Raw genomic sequence first — 20,351 nt, forward strand, 5'->3', positions numbered from 1 at the left:
GAAAATATGAGAAAATTTAGAATTATACCTATAGCCATATTTTCAATGGTGTCGGTATTCGGTTTAAAATCTTGTACAGATGATATACTGAAAGAAGAAACAAGAGGAGTATTTACTCCCGATTTTTTTACTACAGAAACTGGTGTTCAGGGAGGTTTAACATATTTGTATCAGAATATGCGAAACGTATTTGGGTTTGCATATTATTTAAACTTAACAGAAACAGGTACAGATGAATATGTTGCTGCCCAAAGTGCGAATAATAACTTTTACGATTTAGATCTTGCAGGGCAAGGTAATCTAAGTTCAGAAAGTGGATTTTCAGTGGGTATTGTTTGGGGGAATTCTTTTCCTGCCATAAATACAGCAAACGGAATTATTGAAAATGCTGAAGCGGTAGGGCTTGATAATTCACTAATTGCAGAAGCAAGGTTTTTTAGAGCATTTAATTACTTTTTATTGGTGCAAAATTATGGAGGTGTACCACTAGACTTAGGTTCTGGCGAATTAGCATTTAACAATTCTGCTATTAGGACTTCTGTACGTAATACGGTGCCTGAGGTGTATGCCAGAGCTATTTTTCCAGATTTGCAAGCCGCTGTAAACGATTTACCTGATAATCCTCGTTTAACAGGAGCGGTAACCAAAAATGTAGCGCGTTTATTTTTATCAAAAGCATATTTAACGTATGCCTGGTGGTTGGAAAACCCGAATAATATTCCTACATATCCAGAGACACCAAGAACAGATCCAGATGGTAACGATGCAGCCTACTATTTCCAAAAAGCGTATGATTTAGCCGTTGAAGGAATTGAGAATCCAGGTCCTTATCGTCTTCTGGATTGTTTTTATAATGTACATGTTGCTACAAATGATCGTCACGACGAAATGATGCTGTATGCAGATCGTACAGAGGATAGCCAGTTATACAACGGTGCAGATTTAGGGTATAGTGGTCCAGAAGGAAGTGCTAATACAGCGGTTTGGATGGTGACCTCTAACTATACCAGTATTAGTGTAGATGGTGTCTCAGCGGTACAACGAGAAGCAGCCCAAAGCTATGGTAGACCATGGACCAGGATGGCACCACCAATTGGAGTATTGACTAATACTTTTGCAGAAAAGGAACTAGATTCTCGTTACGATGCTACATTCGTGACCAGCTATAGAGGAAACTGGGATAAAGGCGGAGCCACCGAAGCTACATTAACCGCAGCTAATGGTATGGAAATAGCACCGGGCGATGCAGTGATATCATTTTTAGATGAGCATAACCCTAATGTTGTTTATGTAAATGGCGCTAATATTGGAGGTGGAGAACTTCCAGGAAGGTCAGATTATGTTATCAACCCAGATGAGATTAACAGAAGATTTTATCCGGGATTATGGAAATTGGGTACTTATCGTACTGATAATGGTGGCGGTTTAGGATCTCCTAATGGCGCGTTAACCCGTCCTTTTCCTATCGCAAAATTCTCTGAATTTTATTTCTTAGCTGCCGAAGCTGCCGTAAAAGGTGCCACCGGAAGTTACAGTGCTTACGATTTAATTAACGTTATCCGTGCGCGTGCTGGTAAATGGTGTTACGATAACGGTGAACAAGAAGAGCGTATCGAAGATAATAGCGCTGCAATGGTAGCCGCAACTCCTACCGTTATAGATATCGATTTTATTTTACAGGAGCGTTCTCGTGAATACTTTGGGGAAGGCTATCGTTGGTATGACCTTGTTCGTACACAAAAATGGAACGAATTTGCCGGATCTTATGAAATTGGTGGCAATGATGCAACAGATCATACCCCAACAGTGACCACTAGGAATATTGAGCCTTACCATTATTTAAGACCAATACCTAGAGGACAATTAGATAATATGGATGTATCTCAAGCTGAAAAAGATGCTTACCAGAATCCTGGTTATCAATAGAATTGAGTTTTATTTAGGGGAATATAAAAGAGAGCTGTTAAAAGCTCTCTTTTTTTTGTTCGTTATTAACCGAAATAATGCTGACTTTTTAAAGGATAAAAGCCCGTTTTTATGAATTTTTTCAGCTACCATAAATCATTAAACAATTTTCCTGTAAATGCTTCATAGTTTCATACTGAGGTAGCTTATTGAATTAGATAAATACATTTCGTCTTAATTGAGAAGCTTGGCTTATAGCGTAAAATTTAATCGATAATCGACGTTAAATGCTGTGACCCCAATAGCCATCGGGATGTCTCGTTTAAAAATGGTTTGTTCAGATTGAATGCTTTGTGGGCTTGCCCCGAAGATAGTTACTTAAAGGATTTCTAAGCAAGGTTTTTATATATTAAAATTCTAGTGATTACTGCTAGCCATTATCTGTCTTCCATCTAATTGTTCGTGACAGAATTTATTTTTTGGTTTTCGATGATTCTAAGCAGGATTTTTTTTGATAGACGGGCAATAAAAAAGCCGGGCACAACCCCGGCTTTTACTCCAATCAAACTAAACTAATTGTATATGGAACATACAATTATTCTTTTGGTGCTAAATACGTATGTAGCAGATTTGAGGTATTGGTTTCAATAATAATATGCTGTAAAACAATTCCCGGATCTATGGCATAAACTTTTAGTTGATGCACCCCTTTTTCTAAGTTCAGATTCTGAATTACCTTGGTAATATTATTACTTACTGAAATACCCCAGTGATCTTTAGTATCTTTAAGTAAATTCAGCGTTTGTAGTTCACCACCATCGATGGAATACGCAAATTTGAGCCCGCCATTATCAAGAAAATCTAAGCTTGGCGAGATTAAGAAGCTTAATGTTGCTTCAGTATCTTCCTTAATCGAAAATAGATAAGTTAAGCTTGCATTTTCGGTGGCTTCCTGTGTAAAACTACTCTCAGGTCGTAAGGCAATATCCCTTCGACCAAGATCAGGAATTATCTCCCAAGCTTTATTTTCCACAAATTTGTTTGCAGGAATGCTAATCACTCCGTTTTTAGCCGTAAAACCTTCAGGTTTAAAACTGAAAGGCTGGTACGAAACAGCAATTTCAACTTTTTGATCATCCGCCTGAACTACAAAACTGTCTTTGGTGTTTTTTCCGGGTAAATTTTCAGGAACTAATGCTAAAAATATACGCTCTTGTTCACCAATTTTAGCTTTAGTCTTAGACGCTTTTAACCATTTAGGCAATTTCTTCAGTTTAATTTCTAATTCTTCCTTTCCGCGGTTAAAAATTTCAACGTAAGATTCCGTATTGCTTTTATCGAATATCGGTAGGCTAAGATGCTTGTTTTTTGGAAAATAATCTTCGCTGTCTGCAATAGCAACACCTAAATCAGCAGCTTCAGGGACCTCAATTTTGGTGGTTTCGGGCTTGATATTTTGTTTAGGATCAAACCAGGCGGAATAACCAATATGAGGCTGAAAGATCATATGGTTCCACTTGCCATCTTCAATAGTATGATATGCTGAAGTCAATGCTTCATCGTTCTCAAAATACTCTGAAACCTTTTCTGCAAACCTATTGGTGGTATTTCTCTGCTGTTCAGCATATAGTTTGTTTTTGGCCAGTGCGATATACATTCTGTTTAGATTTGCTGAAGCTTTTACAGGATGCAATACCAATTGAAAATAAGCCGATTGATATTTTGCATCCAGTTTTTCAGCAATTTCCTCCGCTTTTTTCTCCAGTTCGTTAAATTCGGTTAAAATTTCTTCCGCTTCATTAAATTGAGTTAAGCTATAGGTTTTGTCAGAAAGTAATTCGGGTTTTCTACGGCTGTTATAGGTGGTATATTTTTGCAGTAATTCTCCAATTTCAGGCGCATATTTTGCTCCAAATTGTGCAGCCGCCCATTGTTCAGGATAAGCCTTTAATTCTTCAATTTTAAAGTTTTCGGGATTCCAGGCATAATCTAAAAAGAAACTAATGGGATATTCCATAGGTTTTAAATCGCCAACATTTACAATCCAGACTTTACGGGCGTGATAGGCATAAGCAAGTGACATTTGTTCGTAAACCCTTGAAATTTGCGAGGTATTTATCCATTTATAACTTCTTGGGCCGCCCACATAATCAAAATGATAATAGATCCCATAACCACCACTTCTGGTGCTATCTTTAAGCTTAGGTAGCTTTCTAATATTTCCCCAGTTATCATCGGCAAGGAGTAGGGTTACATCGTCCGGTACACGCATTCCCTGATCGTAATAATCCTGAACTTCTTTATAAAGTGCCCAAACCTGCGGAGTTTCTTTAGCGGGTTTATGGGTGACATCACTTATAATTTCACGCTGATCTTTAACAATACGCTCCAATAGGCTAATGGCAGTCCCTTCAGTCATGGGTTCGTCGCCATCGCCACGCATCCCAATAGTTACCAGGCTTTCGCGATCACCCATTCGCTCAATTCCCTTGCGCCAAAAGCTTCTTAAAGTATCGGCATTGGTTTCGTAATTCCATTCTCCGCTACCATATCTTCCCCATTCGGCTTGGGCACGCATCAGCGGTTCGTGATGAGAAGTACCCATTACGATCCCGTATTTATCGGCCAGCACCCCATTTGCGGGATCATCATCATAAAAAGCTTTGCCCCACATGGCTGGCCACAGATAATTTCCTTTTAGGCGTAAGATAAGTTCAAAAACAGGCTCATAGAATTCATGATTAAACTTGCCATAATTTTCACTAACCCAACTGGAAAGGGCAGGAGCTTCGTCATTAATAAAGATACCGCGATACTGAACTTTAGGGCCGGTGCTGGTGAAACCGTCTTTGTCGATATATAATTCCTCTGCTTTTTTTACCGGCACATCTGCCCACCAATACCAGGGAGAAACACCAATTTGCCTGGAAAGCTCGTAGATCCCAAAAATAGTTCCGCGTTTATCACTACCAATAATCAGTAAATCTTCGCCTATTTTTTTAATGGTATGGGCTTCCCATTTTCCCCTGATTTTAGAAACGTCGATGTTTGTATGCTGAATAAGACTATCGATCATTTTATTTTTACCCAGAGTTCCAATGATTACATTGCCATTTTTATTGACTTCGGAACGTAATTTGGGTAATTTTCCAGTAACGCGTTCAATATCTTTTTGAAGGTTTTTCGCCGCAATGGCAACTCCTTCAAAATCTGAAGCATCTAATACTAATTCCGCTGTTTTATTAGTGGTTACTAAACCAAAACTACCCTCCGCCGATGTATGGGAAACCATAGTTTTTTGCCCATACGTTACACAACTTAATAGTATGCAAAGCGCTGAAAATAGATAGCTGCTATTTTTCACTGAATTTGATAACTGAATCATAAACTTGTTTTCTTTGGTAGTTTTTGTCAAATAATAACGGATAGTTTTTTCGGCCTTCCACGGGATAGTGATCTAACCAGGAATAGCGGTCGGCAATATTCCAAAAAGTGATCCCCGTAAGTTCATCGCGATAGTCTCTAAACACTTTAAAGAATTTTTGATAAGCTTCTATTTGGGCAAGTTTGCGCTCTTCGGTAAACTCGTCTGATTCGTTCGGGCGTCGTTCCCGTTGTTCTTTTTCCCATTTATAAAGCGAAACATCCAGTTCGGTAATCTGTACATCCAAACCTGTCGCGGTATACATTTTTAAAGCCTGTCTTAATTCTTCTTCACTTGGGCTAAAAACAGACCAGTGCCCCTGTATTCCAATTCCGTTTATAGGTGCACCTTCTGCCTTTAATTTATCGACAAGTTTTAAAACACGATCTCTTTTTTCTGGAATAATAATATTATAATCATTATAAAATAACTTGGCATCGGGATCTGCTTCGTGAGCAAATTCAAATGCTTTAGTGAGAAAATCGTCACCAATAATTTCAAGCCATTTTGAGTTTCTTAGAAAATTATCAGGATTATCGTCGATAGCTTCATTTACAACATCCCAGGCATAAATTTTTCCTTTGTATCGACCCACGACCGAGTCGATATGGGCTTTCATTCGCTCTAGCAAAATTTCTCTACTTACATCGTTACCGTTGTCGTCTTTAAAAATCCAGTCTCCGGTTTGTTGATGCCAAACCAGCGCGTGCCCACGTACTTTAAGCCCGTTTTCCTGTGCGAATGCCACTATTTTATCGGCCGGAGCCCAGTTAAACTCGTTTTCTTTAGGATGAATAACTCCCATTTTCATTACGTTTTCTGGCGTAAGACTGTTGTATTCCGCTAAAATTAATTCTTTCGACTTTCCTTCAAGCGAAGCTGGGGAAACAGCAACACCCATAGGGAAATCTTTTGCAAAATAATCCTTGAGCCCTTTTTCCTGTTTGGGTTCTTCTTTTAAAGAAGTATCTTTTGTTTTCTGCTGATCTTTACAAGAAATGATACCAAAAAGCATCAATATCAAAAGATAGTGAAATTGTTTTACGTGTTTCATTTTTATTCTTTATTAAAGCCAGGTTCGATTCCGGTTCAGTACGCTATAATCCATGTTCAAAACCCTGCAACCTGACTTATTTTTACTTTTTAAAATCCAATAGAATTACCACCATCGATCGGTAGCACCGTTCCTGTGGTGAATTTTGAAAGATCTGTAGCATAATAAAAAACAGCATCACCAATATCTGCCGGCTCCCCTAATTTACCCATTGGGGTTCTTCCCAGTACCTTGTTTTTACGTTCAGGATCGCTATCTAAAGCTTTGCTGGACATATTTGTTTTAATAAATCCAGGAGCTACACAATTTACCCGTATCCCAAATTTGGCCAGGTCTACGGCCATAGCTCTGGTCATTCCTTCTACCGCCGTTTTACTGGCAGAATAGGCAATAACATGGGGAATCCCATATTGAGCGGCCATAGAACTGATGTTGATGATACTCCCTTTGCCGTGTTCTTTCATCACTTTGGCAACTTCCCTGCTTATCGCAAAAACGCTGGTCACATTGGTATGCAGTATTTTCTGAAATTCCTCATTTTCGACTTCCAGAAACTCTTTTTTCATGTTGATCCCGGCATTATTTACCAGAATATCAATTTTACCGGCTTCTTTAGCAATTTCTGTGATGGCAGCGGGAATCTTATCCAATTTGGTTAAATCTAAAATAAAGGGCTTTGCGTTTTTGCCAATCTCTTCACAGGCTTTTAGAGTTTTTTCGTTATTTCGGCCAATCACGTAGGTCGTAATTCCTTCATCACAAAGTTTTTTCGCGGTTGCAAATCCTAATCCGGCATTTCCACCGGTTACTATGGCTGTTAAATTTGAGTTCATATAATTTTTTAATTCCAAGAAGGGCTTATGCCGGGAGCATAAGGCAGCTTCAATGATTTATAATCGTTTAGGTCTTTGGTCATTTCAGGAATAAAATCTGGGAAATCCATGTTAGAAAACTGCTGAAAATAAAGCAGGCAGGCATTACGCCATTGCTTGGCTTCTTTCAACTGGATGTTTAAAAGCATGTTTGTTTTTTCAAAAACCTGCGGATTTACATATTCCTGCATTTTTTGCCAGGTTTTTTGCATGTCTTCCACCTGTTCCACTCCTTTTTGATAATGCGCTGCGATTTCGTACCAAAGTGTTTCTCCACTTTTCATTTTGTAATCCCAGGGTAAATGATGGAACCAAAGCAAATACTTATCTGGTGTGGTGGCGGGATCGCTATATTTTTTCTGAATTTCAGGAGCGTATTGCGCTAAGGCATTGCTTCCGCTAGAAGTCCTGTCGAATCCAATGCCGTTTGCATCAGCTTTATGATAATAAACCGATGTCCAGTCGGGTCTTGGCATATCTTTAACCCAAGGGCCAGGGCCCTGATGATGTCCTGCTGCCATAATGTGATGTAAACCAAGTGGCGTCATATAATTAACCACCGCTTCTCTGGATTCGAGCAATAATTTGGTCATGGGATCAACAAAATTGCTATTATTCGTAAAGGTCATTTTTAGCCAGTCTTTCGCGATGGTTTCAGCACTGGTTTCCGGATCCCATGCCAGTCTGCCAAAGCCATACCAATTGGCTTGTCCAAAAGGATGACCTGTCCAGTTTTTGGCCGTACCTATATTGGCTACACCGGCCATTCCCGTAAGCTTTTTAGTGCTTAATTGCCCGTCGATTATTTTGGCTACGGTGCTGCCTTTGCCTTGTGTATAGGTGTCTTCTTCTAAAACTTCTTCAAAAAGTTGAGGTAGAAATACCAAATGTGACATGCCACCAAGATATTCCTGGGTGATCTGAAATTCCATCATTAAAGGCGTATTGGGCATTGCACCGAATAAAGGATGAAAAGGTTCTCGTGGCTGAAAATCGATCGCGCCATTTTTTACCTGCACCAATACATTGTCTTTAAATTTTCCGTCAAAAGGTTTAAATTCAGAATAGGCTTGTTTTGCGCGGTCTTCTGGTTTTTCTTCAGAATATACAAAAGCACGCCACATGATAATTCCGTCGTAAGGAGCAACCGCTTCCGCAAGCATGTTTGCACCGTCTACATGAGATCTTCCATAATTATTTGGACCTGGCTGTCCTTCAGAATTTGCCTTCACTAAGAAACCTCCAAAATCGGGAATTTCAGCATAAATTTCTTTAGCTTTATTTTTCCACCATTGCCTAACATCAGCATTAAGCGGATCTGCTGTTTCTAAATCATCGGTTTCTATGGGAGCCGAAAATCGCGCGGTAAGATAAACCTGAATGCCATAAGGTCTAAAAACATCGGCTAAAGCTTTTAGTTTTTGGATATATCTGGGGCTTAGCACCAAAGCATTAGAGTTTACATTGGTAAGCACGGTACCATTAATACCTATAGATGCATTGGCCCTGGCATAATCGATGTATTCCTGCTTAATCAATTCTGGTAATAAATACCAATCCCAAATCGAGAATCCGGCATAACCACGTTCTACGCTTCGGTCCAGGTTATCCCAGTGATTTAATAGCCTTTTTTGAATTTTAGGCGAATCATATATTGCTATTTCAGATAGATCATTGCGCAACTGTATTTGTTTAATGAAATTGAAAACGCCGTACAATAATCCTTTTTCAGTTTTCGCTGAAATAATGATTTTTGAGTTCTTTTTTTCTGGGATATGCTGAATAAGATACCCCTCATCATTAATTTTAGAAATTTCTGGTAACTTTTGTTTGATTGAAGGATCAAGCTTGTCTAGTGTTGTGATGATAAGATTCGGTGTTTTGGCATCGAATTTTGGCTCAATATCCAATAAGCCTTTAAAGGATTTTTTGATTTCTTCCTCGATAACCGTTCCAGTAGGCGAATTAAGGTCTAAAAAAACATTAGAAATTGTATTTTTATAAGAGTTAAGAACGTTTTGCTCTTCAATCTTATCATATTGCAGCCATAAATCATAAGGATTCTGACTAAAAGAAAGGGAGTTAATAGCTAGTACTACTACGGCAATTATATATTTTTTCATTTCGGATACGTTGATTTAACTAAACAAACGATTGCGGACTGAAAATTATATAAAAAAAGAGTGTAAACAAAATAATTTACGCAATCGGTTGCTTTTAATTTGATTTTATGTTTTATTTGTTAACTCACGCCTATAATTGGTTTATGTTAAAATTAACCTGTAAATATTATTAATAATGAAAAAATATAGCCAGAAGCTTGCTTTCCTGTTGGTAGTGATGCTATCAGCAGTAATGAATGCTCAGGAAACCAAAATTGATAAATCTGAACTCGATTTTTATAATACCGATTTATCTATGGACGAACGTATAGATGATCTAATAAGTCGGCTTACTTTAGAAGAGAAAGCACAGCAAATGCTCAATGCCAGTCCTGCCATTGATAGATTAGGAATTCCTGCTTATGATTGGTGGAATGAAGCTTTACATGGTCTGGGAAGATCTGGGGTAGCCACTGTTTTTCCACAGGCAATTGGTATGGGTGCCACTTTTGATGATGCTCTAATTTTAAAAGTAGCAACCGCCGTTTCAGATGAAGCAAGGGCTAATTTTAATAATGCGATAAAGCATGGCTATCATAGAAAATATGGCGGATTAACATTTTGGACGCCAAACGTGAATATATTTAGAGATCCACGTTGGGGTAGAGGTCAGGAAACTTATGGAGAAGATCCTTATTTAACTTCTAAATTAGGAGAAGCTTTTGTAAAAGGTTTACAGGGAGATAATGATAAATATCTAAAAACAGCTGCGGCGGCAAAACATTATGCCGTACATAGCGGTCCAGAAAAATTAAGACATGAATTTAATGCAGATGTAAGTGAAAAAGATCTTTGGGAAACTTACTTGCCGGCTTTTAAAACCTTAGTGGATGCCCATGTAGAAACCATAATGTGTGCTTATAATAGCACCAACGGCGAGCCTTGTTGTGCAAATAATCGTCTTATAAATGATATTCTTAGGGATAAATGGGGTTTTAATGGCCATGTAGTAAGTGATTGCTGGGCATTGCAGGATTTTGTAAGTGGTCACGATATTGTAGAATCACCAGAAGCTGCCGCTGCTTTAGCCGTAGAGGTAGGAGTAGAATTGAATTGCGGTGATACCTATAATTTTTTGGCGAAAGCGGTAGAAGATGGTTTGGTTTCAGAAGAATTGGTGAATAAGCGTTTGCATAAATTATTAGAAACCCGATTTAAATTAGGTTTGTTCGATCCTGAAGAAAGCAATCCTTATAATAAAATTGGTGTTGAGGTGATGAACAGTGACGAACATAGAGCATTGGCCAGGGAAACCGCTAGAAAATCGGTTGTTCTTCTTAAGAATGATGGCGTTCTTCCGTTAAAAAATAATCTTTCCAAATACTTTATAACCGGGCCAAATGCAACAAATATCGAGGTGTTGTTAGGGAATTATCACGGGGTAAATCCAGATATGGTAACTGTTTTAGAAGGTATCGCAAAAGCTATAAAGCCAGAAAGTCAGTTACAATACAGGATGGGAACACGACTTAATCTTCCCAATGAAAATCCACAGGATTGGGCTTCGCCAAATGCAGGAAATAGCGATGCTACGTTTGTGGTGATGGGAATTTCTGGACTTTTAGAAGGTGAAGAAGGAGAGTCTATTGCTTCCCCGACTTTTGGTGACCGTATGGATTATAATTTGCCACAAAATCAAGTCGATTATTTACAAAAAGTAAGCGAAGCTGCAGAAGATCGTCCGGTAATTGCCATTGTAACCGGTGGTAGCCCGATGAATTTGACCGAAGTTCATAAGCTAGCCGATGCCGTTTTACTGGTTTGGTATCCCGGCGAAGAAGGGGGAAACGCCATTGCCGATATTATTTTTGGAAAGCATTCGCCTTCAGGAAGATTACCAATTACCTTCCCGATGCATATTGAAGATCTTCCAGCGTATGAAGATTATACGATGGAAGGCCGAACCTATAAATACATGGATAAAGCACCAATGTATCCTTTTGGTTATGGATTAAGTTATACCGATTTTGAGTATTCTGAAATCAAATTATCGAAGGATAAGATGAAGAAAAAAGAATCGGCAGAAGCTCATATTACGGTAACAAATACCGGTGATTTTGATGCCGATGAAGTAGTACAGGTGTATGTAAAAGATATAAAAGCTTCTTCAAGGGTACCCAACTACAAATTAGTGGCTTTTAAAAATATTCATCTTAATAAAGGCGATAAAAAGGAATTGGAGTTTACCATCACTCCTGAAATGTTGAGTTTTATAGATGACAACGGAAAAGAAAAACTGGAAAAAGGAGCTTTTGAAATTTATATAGGAGGCAGTAGTCCGCTAAAGAGAAATGAAGAATTAGGGAAAAAAGCCCTTAAAAAGATCCAATTTCAGCTAAAATAAGAAAATGAAAAGTTTTATCACCGATACTTTTTTGTTGGAAAACAAGTATGCTGAAGAATTATACCATCAGTACGCCAAAAACCAACCCATTATCGATTACCATAACCACCTGCCACCCGCGCAAATCGCTGCCAATACCCAATTCGAAAATATCTCGAAAGTATGGCTTAATGGCGACCATTACAAATGGCGGGCAATGCGAGCGCTAGGCGTCAACGAAAAATACATTACCGGTAATGCCAGCGACAAAGAAAAATTTGAAGCCTGGGGAAAAACCGTTCCCCATACACTGCGGAATCCTTTGTATCACTGGACGCATTTAGAATTAAAACGCTATTTTGGGATCGATGAATTGCTGAATGAAAATAACGCAGCTGCCATTTATGAAAACATCAATGCCCAATTACAGCAAAAAGAAAATTCCTGTAGAGGATTGCTGAAGCAGATGAATGTGGAAACCCTTTGTACCACCGAAGATCCCACCGATACCCTGGAACACCACCAGGCGATGGCAAAAGAAAACTTTGGTATTAAAGTCAGTACCGCCTTTCGTCCCGATAAATCCATTTTAATTGATGCCCAAGGTTATACCGATTATTTAAAAGAACTCGGCAAAACTGCCAATATCGATATTCAGAGCTTTCAGGATCTAAAAGACGCCTTGCTCAACCGCATCGAATATTTTGATAAAAACGGCTGTAAACTGTGCGATCACGGATTAAATGCAATGTCTTTTGCTGAATTTACCGAAGCCGAGATCAATGCCATCTTTAAAAACAAGCTTTCCGGCAAGGAAATTTCAGCCATAGAAGCCGAAAAATTCAAAACCGCCACTTTGCTGTTTTTAAGTGAAACCTACCATCAATTCGGTTGGGTACAACAATTCCATTTAGGCGCCCTTCGGAATAACAACAAACGGATGTTGACACAATTAGGTCCCGATACCGGATGGGATTCCATAGGCGATTACAGTCAAGCCGAAAAATTGTCCCGATTTTTAAATACCTTAGACGGAAAAGACAAACTGACCAAAACCATTTTGTACAACCTGAATCCTGCCGATAACGAAGTATTCGCCACAATGATTGGTAACTTTAACGACGGCAGCGTAAAAGGAAAAGTACAATGGGGATCTGGTTGGTGGTTTTTAGACCAGAAGGACGGAATGGAAAAACAGATGAACACCTTATCGAATATGGGCTTGATTAGTTGTTTTATAGGAATGCTCACCGATTCCAGAAGTTTCCTTTCATTCCCACGTCACGAATATTTTAGAAGAGTGTTATGTAACCTCTTCGGTAAAGAAATGGCTTCCGGGGAATTACCCCAGGATATGGATTTGGTAGGCAGTACCATCGCTAATATTTGCTACGGAAACGCCAAAGATTATTTCAACTTTTAGAGATGAAAGTTATAAAGCGAAATCATTACAATTATGATTAAACGATTGTTTTTTGTTTTTGGATGCTTGTTCATACTGGGATGCAATGTAAATTCTTCAGTAAAAGAATTAAAGCTGGCGCATAGCCTTAGCAATAATCATCCGGTGCATGAAGCAATGCAGTATTTTGCAAAAAGGGTAGCTTTACATTCTGACGGGAAAATGAAGATAAAGATTTATCCCAGTAGTCAGTTAGGATCAGAGCGTGAATGTTTAGAATTACTGCAATTAGGCAGTCTTGCCATGACCAAAGTTTCTTCTGCAGTAATGGAAAATTTTTCGCCAAAACTGAAGGTTTTTGGATATCCTTATTTATTTGAGTCTAAAGAACAGCGTTATGCCTTATACGATAGTGATTTAGGAAAAGAACTTTTGGCTGATGGGGAAAATTACTGGTTGCATGGATTAACTTATTTTGATGCTGGTAGCCGTAGTTTTTATACCAAGGATACGCCAATTACAAAACCTTCAGATTTAAAAGGATTAAAGGTAAGGGTAATGCAAAGTCCTACCGCGATTAAGTTGGTTAGTGCCTTAGGAGGTTCGCCAACGCCGGTTTCTTGGGGAGAACTTTATACTGCTTTACAGCAGGGTGTTGTTGATGCTGCCGAAAATAATTTACCAAGCTTTTATTCGTCCAAGCATTATGAGATTTGTAAAAATTTATGCCTGGATGAACATAGTTCTTTACCGGATATTTTGGTGATGAGTTCGATTATTTATTCAGAATTGTCTGAAGAAGAAAAACAAATACTTAAAATTAGTGCGCAGGAAGCAGCGGTTGAACAACGGAAATTATGGGAAAAGGCTGAAAAAGAGTCATTAGAAGCAATAACAAAGGCTGGGGTAAATGTGACACAACCAGATATTGAAGTTTTTAAAAAAGAAAGCGCACAGATTATTACCGATTTAAAGTCTGAAAATCCAGAATTATATCATTTAATACAGGAGATAAAAGCGATACAACCATGAAGAAATTAGACTTTTATTTAGGCTGGATCATCGTTGTGTTATTAAGTGCAATGCTCATTACCGTGCTATGGGGAGTGGGTTCTCGTTATATTATGGATAGCCCAAGTTCCTGGACCGAGGAGCTTGCCCGTTTTCTTCTTATTTGGGTGAGTATGCTGGGAGCGGCTTATGTTTCTGGAAAAAGAGAACATATTACCATCGATTTATGGCCAGAGCGAATTATTAAGAAATATGGGAAGCTTATGGACATAATCGTTAGTGCAGTCATCGTGTTATTTGTATTCGCAATTTTTATAGTGGGTGGGTTACGATATATCTATGTGTCTTTTAAACTTTGGCAAACATCAGCAGCTTTAGAGATTCCTATGGGGTATATCTATATAATTCTACCAATAACAGGTTTTTGCGTGCTTTTTTACCGTGTCAATTTTCTAATTAAAGATTTAAAACAATAAGGATGGAAATATTTATACTTGCTATTAGTTTTGTTATTTTGGTAGGGATCAGGGTTCCTGTAGCCTGGAGTATAGGGATTGCCTCTTTAATTACCCTGCTTTTTAATATCGATTCTTTGCCTGCGGTTGCTACCATAGCGCAGCGTATGGTAACCGGGCTGGATAGTTTTTCATTGCTAGCCATTCCCTTTTTTATTTTGGCCGGGCATTTAATGAACAGTGGTGGGATTGCCAGGCGTCTTATTGCTTTTGCAAAGTCATTAGTAGGTAGTTTGCCCGGTGGCTTGGCGCATGTTAATATTGTGGCTGCTATGCTGTTTGGAGCTATTGCAGGTTCGGCAGGAGCAGCGGCAGCGGCCATAGGTAGTTTTATGAGTTCGAAAATGGAAGAAGAAGGATACACCAAAGAATACGGTGTGGCCGTAAATGTAACCTCGGCAACCACAGGATTATTAATTCCTCCCAGTAATATTTTTATTATTTATTCTTTAGCCAGTGGAGGAGTGAGCATTGGCGCGCTATTTTTAGCAGGTTATATCCCGGGGATATTAACGGGTTTAATTTTGATGATTATCGCTTTAATTTGGGCAAAACGAAAAGGTTTTCCTACGGCTAAACGTGCCTCGGTAAGTGAGGTGCTAAAAAGTTTTTTGGATGCCCTGCCAAGCTTAATGTTATTGCTAGTGATTATTGGCGGAATTGTAGGTGGTATTTTTACGGCAACTGAAGCCTCTTCAGTAGCCGTGGTGTATTGCTTAATTCTTGGATTGATTTATAAAGAACTAAGTTTGGATAAATTAAAAGGGATTTTGATAAAATCAGCCGAAACCATTGCATTGGTCATGATTCTTATCGCTTTAAGTATCGCCATGTCCTGGGTGATGTCTTACGCGGATATTCCAGAGCAGGTAACTTCGGCATTATTGGGATATAGTGACAATCCCATCGTGGTAATGATCATGATTAATTTTATTTTACTGGTTATAGGGATTTTTATGGATATGACCCCAGCTGTACTAATTTTTACCCCTATCTTTTTACCCGTAGTAACCGCTTTAGGTATAGATCCTGTTCATTTTGGGGTTATTATGGTATTAAATTTATGTATTGGTTTATGTACACCTCCTGTAGGATCGGTTTTATTTATAGGGGTAGGAGTGGCGAATACCAGTATTAAAAAAGTGATTAAGCCATTAATGCCCTTATTTGTAGGGATGTTAATTTCTTTAGCGCTGGTAATTTTATTTCCGAAGTTAAGCTTGTGGCTCCCTGAGTTATTCGGTCTTTAAGAATATTGACCATAAATATTTTGCAGTGACGCAGCTATTTTAAACGCTTGCTGGAAGCCCTTACAATAACTTCGGTGTCAAGAATGGTAATTTCAGAAACACCTTTTTCCATTTTTTTATCGGCATGTTCTAAAATACGCTTGGTAGACAATTCCCCCATTTTCATAGCCGGATGTGAAACGGTTGAAAGTGCAGGCTCTACAATAGAAGCCAAAGGATCATCATTAAATCCTATAACGGCTAATTCTTCAGGGATTTTAACGCCTTTTTGTTTGGCTTCCATGATTGCGCTTACTGCTGCCGTGTCATTTGATGAAAAGATACCATCTGGTGGATTTTTCATATTTAGAAGTTTAGAAGTCGCTTCTTTTCCTTCTTCAAAACTCAGGGTACTCATACAAATAAGCAAGTCTTTATCTGGGGTGATGTCGTACGCCTTTAATGCATCTATATAGCCATTCTTGCGCAATTTATATACATTAAGATGTTGTGCTCCTGCAAAATGTGCAATTCTTTTACATCCTTGCTGAATTAAATGCTCGGTAGCTTTATAAGCAGCAGAATAATTATCGATAATTACCCGGTAACTATTCAAATCTGAAGGTACACGGTCTACAAAAACCACTGGAATATCCTGCTCTATAAATTGTTTAAAATGATCAACATTCTTAGTTTCCATACTAAGTGAAGCTACAATTCCGCATACGCGGCTATCGTAAAGCGCCTTGGCATTTGCTACTTCATTTTTATAATTATCGTCAGACTGGCTAATAAGAACATTATATCCCGCAGCCCGGGCGGAATTTTCTACGCCACTGATTAATGAGGAAATAAAAGGTCGATTAATTCTCGCAATTAAAATTCCTATATTGTTACTTCTGTTATTTCTAAGGCTTGCCGCTAAAGAGTTAGGCCGGTAACCCAATTTTTTAGCAGTTTCCTGTATTTGTTTTGTGGTATCTTTCCCAATACTTTTGTGGTTTTTTAGTGCTCTGGAAATGGTGCTGGGAGAATAGTTTAACTCATTTGCAATGTCGTAAATGGTTACAACCTTATTTTTCTTTTTACTCATTATTTTACTTCTTTCAACTTGTCCTTCAAAATGTTGCGTCCTACTAAATTTCAAGTCATTAAGGGCTAGAGCAAAATACAAATTTTACTCCATTTAGGCTTAATCGATTTAACAAATTTAGGCTTTTATCTGTTTTACGCAACCGATTGCCTTTTATTTGTATGGTAATTGTTATTTTATTCCTCATTTTAAGGTTTAATATTCTTTTAATCAGATGATTATGTTGTTTAAAAATAACGAATACGATTGAGTTAATTTTTATATATTTATATTCATAATTTAAAAACTTAACTAAAGATGAATAAGCTCTCTTTGTATTCTACAATTTTAGCCACTTTAATTTTAACATCCTGTAAAAATAACGCTGAAAACGAGAAAGTAGAAGAAAAGTCTGAAGTTCCCCAAACAGATCAAACCAACCAGGTTCGAAAAGTAGAAACCGAGCCACTTGTAACTAAAGATTTTACCGCAGATCCTTCTGCTCATGTCTTTAATGATAAAATCTACATTTATCCCAGTCATGATTTTGATTCTGGAGTGCCTGAAGATGATTTAGGAAATCACTTTAACATGAAAGATTACCATGTCTATTCTATGGATAGTGCAGGCGGGGAAGTAACAGATCACGGAGTAGTTTTAGACGTAGACGAAGTGAAATGGGCAGCACGCCAAATGTGGGCACCAGATGCAGCAGAAAAAGACGGTAAATATTATCTTTATTTTCCGGCAAAAGATAAAGACGACATTTTTAGAATAGGGGTGGCGGTAGCCGATAAGCCCGAAGGTCCTTTTAAACCAAGGCCCGATTATATTAAAGGTTCTTTTAGTATAGATCCTGCCGTTTTTGAAGATACTGATGGTGAATATTACATGTATTTTGGCGGAATTTGGGGTGGCCAGTTGCAACGTTGGGAAACCGGCAGCTTTGTTGATAAAGATGAATATCCTGCGGATAGTGTTAAAGCTATTGAACCAAGAATTGCCAAATTAGACAAAAATATGACCTCGTTTAGTGAGGAGCCAAAAAGAATACGAATTTTAGACGAAGAGGGTAATGATCTTCTTACCGGGGATAACGATCGCAGATTTTTCGAGGCAGCCTGGGTACATAAGATGGACGGTACTTATTATTTGTCTTATTCTACCGGAGATACACATAAAATTGTTTATGCTACTTCAGATAATCCTTATGGGCCATTTACCTATCAAGGCGTGATCTTAGAGCCTGTTTTGGGGTGGACCAACCATCACTCTATCGTTAAGTTTAATGGAAAATGGTACTTATTTTTTCATGATAGCTCACTTTCAAAAGGAAAAACATATTTAAGAAGTATAAAAATGACCGAGCTTACCTTTAATGAAGACGGCTCCATCCAAACTATAAACGCCGCCGTTCAGGATTCAATCAACTAAACAATGCGTTTTTTTTACATTTTCATCTTTTTATTTGCTAATACGCTGTTTGCCCAGGTACGCTTGCCTAAACTGGTAAGCGACGGGATGGTTTTACAGCGTAATAGCATAGTTCCCATTTGGGGCTGGGCTTCAGAAGGAGAAGCTATCGAGGTCCGTTTTCAGCAAAAAGATTATCAAACCAGTACCAAAAACGGAAAATGGAAGATTTTGCTAGAAAATCCAGAGATTGGGGGGCCTTATACCCTGCAAATTTCTGGAAAGAATAGCATTCAGCTGGATTCGATTTACGTAGGTGATGTGTGGTTATGTTCTGGCCAGTCGAATATGGAATTACCAATGTCTCGCGTGGCGCCCAGATATCCTGAAGAAATAAAATCGGCCAATAATACTAAAATTCGATATTTTCAGGTGCCAAAAGAATATAATCTTACCAAGAAGTTAGACGATTTTTCTGGCGGAAACTGGATTTCGGTACACCAAAATACCATTAAAGGTTTTGCGGCCGTACCTTATTTTTTTGCTAAAAATCTTTATGAAGAATATCAAATTCCAATCGGTTTAATCGATGCCAGCCTTGGTGGTTCGCCGGTAGAGGCCTGGATGAGTGAAGAAGCACTTAAAAATTTCCCTGATGCCATTGCTGAAGTCGAAAAACTAAAACCTGAAGGGATTATTGATAGTTTGGAGCAGTTAGATCAAGATAGGATCCATAATTGGTATAGTACTGTTAATAACGAAGATGAGGGGTTAAAATCAGGTTGGAAAACGGCCAATTTTAATGATAGCGAATGGGAAGATTTTGAATTACCTGGTTTACTGAAAAAACCAATAAACGGAGTGATCTGGTTTCGTAAGAAATTTGATTTGAAAAGTGAATTTTCTGGAAAACCAGCCGGACTTTTAATGGGTAGGATCGTAGATGCCGATTCGGTTTTTGTGAACGGAATGTTTGTTGGGAACACCACCTATCAATATCCGCCAAGAAGGTATCAAATTCCTGCAAATGTGCTAAAAGAAGGCGAAAATACGATTGCTGTAAAGCTTATTAGTGAAAGGGGAATTGGCGGATTTGTAAAGGATAAACCTTATCAGATTAATTTTCCTGAAAAAAGCATTGATCTTACCGGAAGCTGGAAATATAAAGTAGGGAAAGCAGCAGGAATGTTGCAGCCGCAAACCTTTTACCGCTGGAAACCAACGGGTCTTTATAATGCGATGATCCATCCTTTGCTGGATTATCCAATTAAAGGGGCTATTTGGTATCAGGGAGAATCGAATACCGGTGATCCTGAAAAATACAGTGAATTATTTCCAACGATGATTAGAAGCTGGCGAGAGAACTGGCATCAGGAAACTTCAAATTTTCCATTTCTTTTTGTTCAGCTTGCTAATTTTATGGAAAGCAAAGAAAACCCAACAGATACCAATTGGGCGAGACTTAGGGAAGCGCAAAAAGAAGCCTTAAATTTACCGAAAACCGGCATGGCGGTAATTATTGATGTTGGAGAATGGAATGATATTCATCCTTTAAATAAAAAAACAGTGAGTGATCGTCTGGCTGTTTCAGCAAAAAATGTGGCTTACGGGGAAACTTCAGTAGTCCCTTCCGGGCCAATTTATACTTCTTCAGAAATAAAAAACGATTCGATTATTCTACATTTTGATGAGGTAGGTAGCGGATTAAAAACAAAAAATAATGAAGATTTAAAATGTTTTGCTATTGCCGGAAGCGATAAGCAATTTGTTTGGGCAAAAGCCAAAATCGAAGGGGATAAGGTGATTGTTTACAGTCCAGAGGTAAAGCATCCTGTTGCGGTAAGATATGCCTGGGCCGATAATCCTGATGAGGCGAATTTATATAATAAGGAAGACTTACCAGCTTCACCCTTTAGAACAGATCACTGGAAACAAGACCAATAAAAATTTTAGTAGTTGCTTCTATAAT

Annotated in this window: 13 protein-coding genes; 8 read left to right on the top strand and 5 right to left on the bottom strand. The window is 38.4% G+C overall.

Going from position 1 to position 20,351, the window contains the following annotated elements; translation table 11 throughout:
- Positions 1-6 precede the first annotated feature (6 nt).
- Positions 7-1,926, top strand: a complete 1,920-nt coding sequence (locus L1967_RS03940; RefSeq protein ID WP_249600421.1) for a RagB/SusD family nutrient uptake outer membrane protein — start codon at positions 7-9, stop codon at positions 1,924-1,926.
- A 574-nt stretch (positions 1,927-2,500) separates the two neighbouring features.
- On the opposite strand, the gene L1967_RS03945 is transcribed toward L1967_RS03940, so the two are convergent.
- The 4 genes from L1967_RS03945 to L1967_RS03960 all read right to left on the bottom strand — a co-directional run bounded on the left by L1967_RS03945 (position 2,501) and on the right by L1967_RS03960 (position 9,378).
- On the bottom strand, positions 2,501-5,290 hold the full coding sequence (locus tag L1967_RS03945; RefSeq protein WP_249600422.1) for a glycosyl hydrolase 115 family protein: 2,790 nt from the start codon (positions 5,288-5,290) through the stop codon (positions 2,501-2,503).
- Positions 5,259-6,383 (bottom strand): endo-1,4-beta-xylanase, encoded by a 1,125-nt coding sequence (locus tag L1967_RS03950; RefSeq protein WP_249600423.1) that lies wholly within the window; start codon positions 6,381-6,383, stop codon positions 5,259-5,261. Before L1967_RS03950 ends, L1967_RS03945 begins: the two co-directional genes overlap by 32 nt.
- 89 nt (positions 6,384-6,472) lie before the next feature.
- Positions 6,473-7,216 carry an SDR family NAD(P)-dependent oxidoreductase gene (locus L1967_RS03955; protein ID WP_249600424.1) on the bottom strand — a complete coding sequence of 248 codons (744 nt, stop codon included), beginning with the start codon at positions 7,214-7,216 and terminating at the stop codon, positions 6,473-6,475.
- Between the two features lie 8 nt (positions 7,217-7,224).
- Positions 7,225-9,378, bottom strand: a complete 2,154-nt coding sequence (locus L1967_RS03960; RefSeq protein WP_249600425.1) for an alpha-glucuronidase family glycosyl hydrolase — start codon at positions 9,376-9,378, stop codon at positions 7,225-7,227.
- Positions 9,379-9,553: 175 nt separating this feature from the next.
- Here L1967_RS03960 and L1967_RS03965 point away from each other — a divergent pair, with 175 nt between their 5' ends.
- From L1967_RS03965 to L1967_RS03985, 5 genes are read left to right on the top strand one after another with little or no spacing between them, the layout of a single operon-like run.
- Positions 9,554-11,761: a glycoside hydrolase family 3 C-terminal domain-containing protein gene (locus L1967_RS03965; RefSeq protein WP_249600426.1), complete on the top strand. Its 2,208-nt coding sequence runs from the start codon at positions 9,554-9,556 to the stop codon at positions 11,759-11,761.
- 4 nt (positions 11,762-11,765) lie between these two features.
- Positions 11,766-13,163, top strand: a complete 1,398-nt coding sequence (uxaC, locus tag L1967_RS03970) for a glucuronate isomerase (RefSeq protein WP_249600427.1) — start codon at positions 11,766-11,768, stop codon at positions 13,161-13,163.
- A gap of 33 nt (positions 13,164-13,196) precedes the next feature.
- On the top strand, positions 13,197-14,174 hold the full coding sequence (locus L1967_RS03975) for a TRAP transporter substrate-binding protein (protein ID WP_249600428.1): 978 nt from the start codon (positions 13,197-13,199) through the stop codon (positions 14,172-14,174).
- Positions 14,171-14,629: a TRAP transporter small permease gene (locus L1967_RS03980; protein ID WP_249600429.1), complete on the top strand. Its 459-nt coding sequence runs from the start codon at positions 14,171-14,173 to the stop codon at positions 14,627-14,629. The genes L1967_RS03975 and L1967_RS03980 overlap by 4 nt, the downstream gene beginning before the upstream one ends.
- Before the next feature lie 2 nt (positions 14,630-14,631).
- A complete protein-coding gene (locus L1967_RS03985; RefSeq protein WP_249600430.1) occupies positions 14,632-15,918 on the top strand; it encodes a TRAP transporter large permease in 1,287 nt (428 codons plus the stop codon).
- Positions 15,919-15,952: 34 nt separating this feature from the next.
- Here L1967_RS03985 and L1967_RS03990 read toward each other — a convergent pair whose 3' ends face one another.
- Positions 15,953-16,990, bottom strand: coding sequence for a LacI family DNA-binding transcriptional regulator (locus tag L1967_RS03990; protein WP_249600431.1), 1,038 nt, complete (start codon positions 16,988-16,990; stop codon positions 15,953-15,955).
- A gap of 297 nt (positions 16,991-17,287) precedes the next feature.
- Here L1967_RS03990 and L1967_RS03995 point away from each other — a divergent pair, with 297 nt between their 5' ends.
- The gene (locus L1967_RS03995) at positions 17,288-18,403 is read left to right on the top strand and encodes a glycoside hydrolase family 43 protein (protein ID WP_249600432.1); all 1,116 of its coding nucleotides are present in this window, start codon (positions 17,288-17,290) and stop codon (positions 18,401-18,403) included.
- Between the two features lie 3 nt (positions 18,404-18,406).
- Complete coding sequence (locus L1967_RS04000; protein WP_249600433.1) at positions 18,407-20,326, top strand: sialate O-acetylesterase; 1,920 nt, start codon at positions 18,407-18,409, stop codon at positions 20,324-20,326.
- The last annotated feature ends 25 nt before the right edge of the window (positions 20,327-20,351 follow it).

The sequence above is a fragment of the Zunongwangia pacifica genome (assembly GCF_023499215.1).
Classification (GTDB): Bacteria; Bacteroidota; Bacteroidia; order Flavobacteriales; family Flavobacteriaceae; genus Zunongwangia; species Zunongwangia pacifica.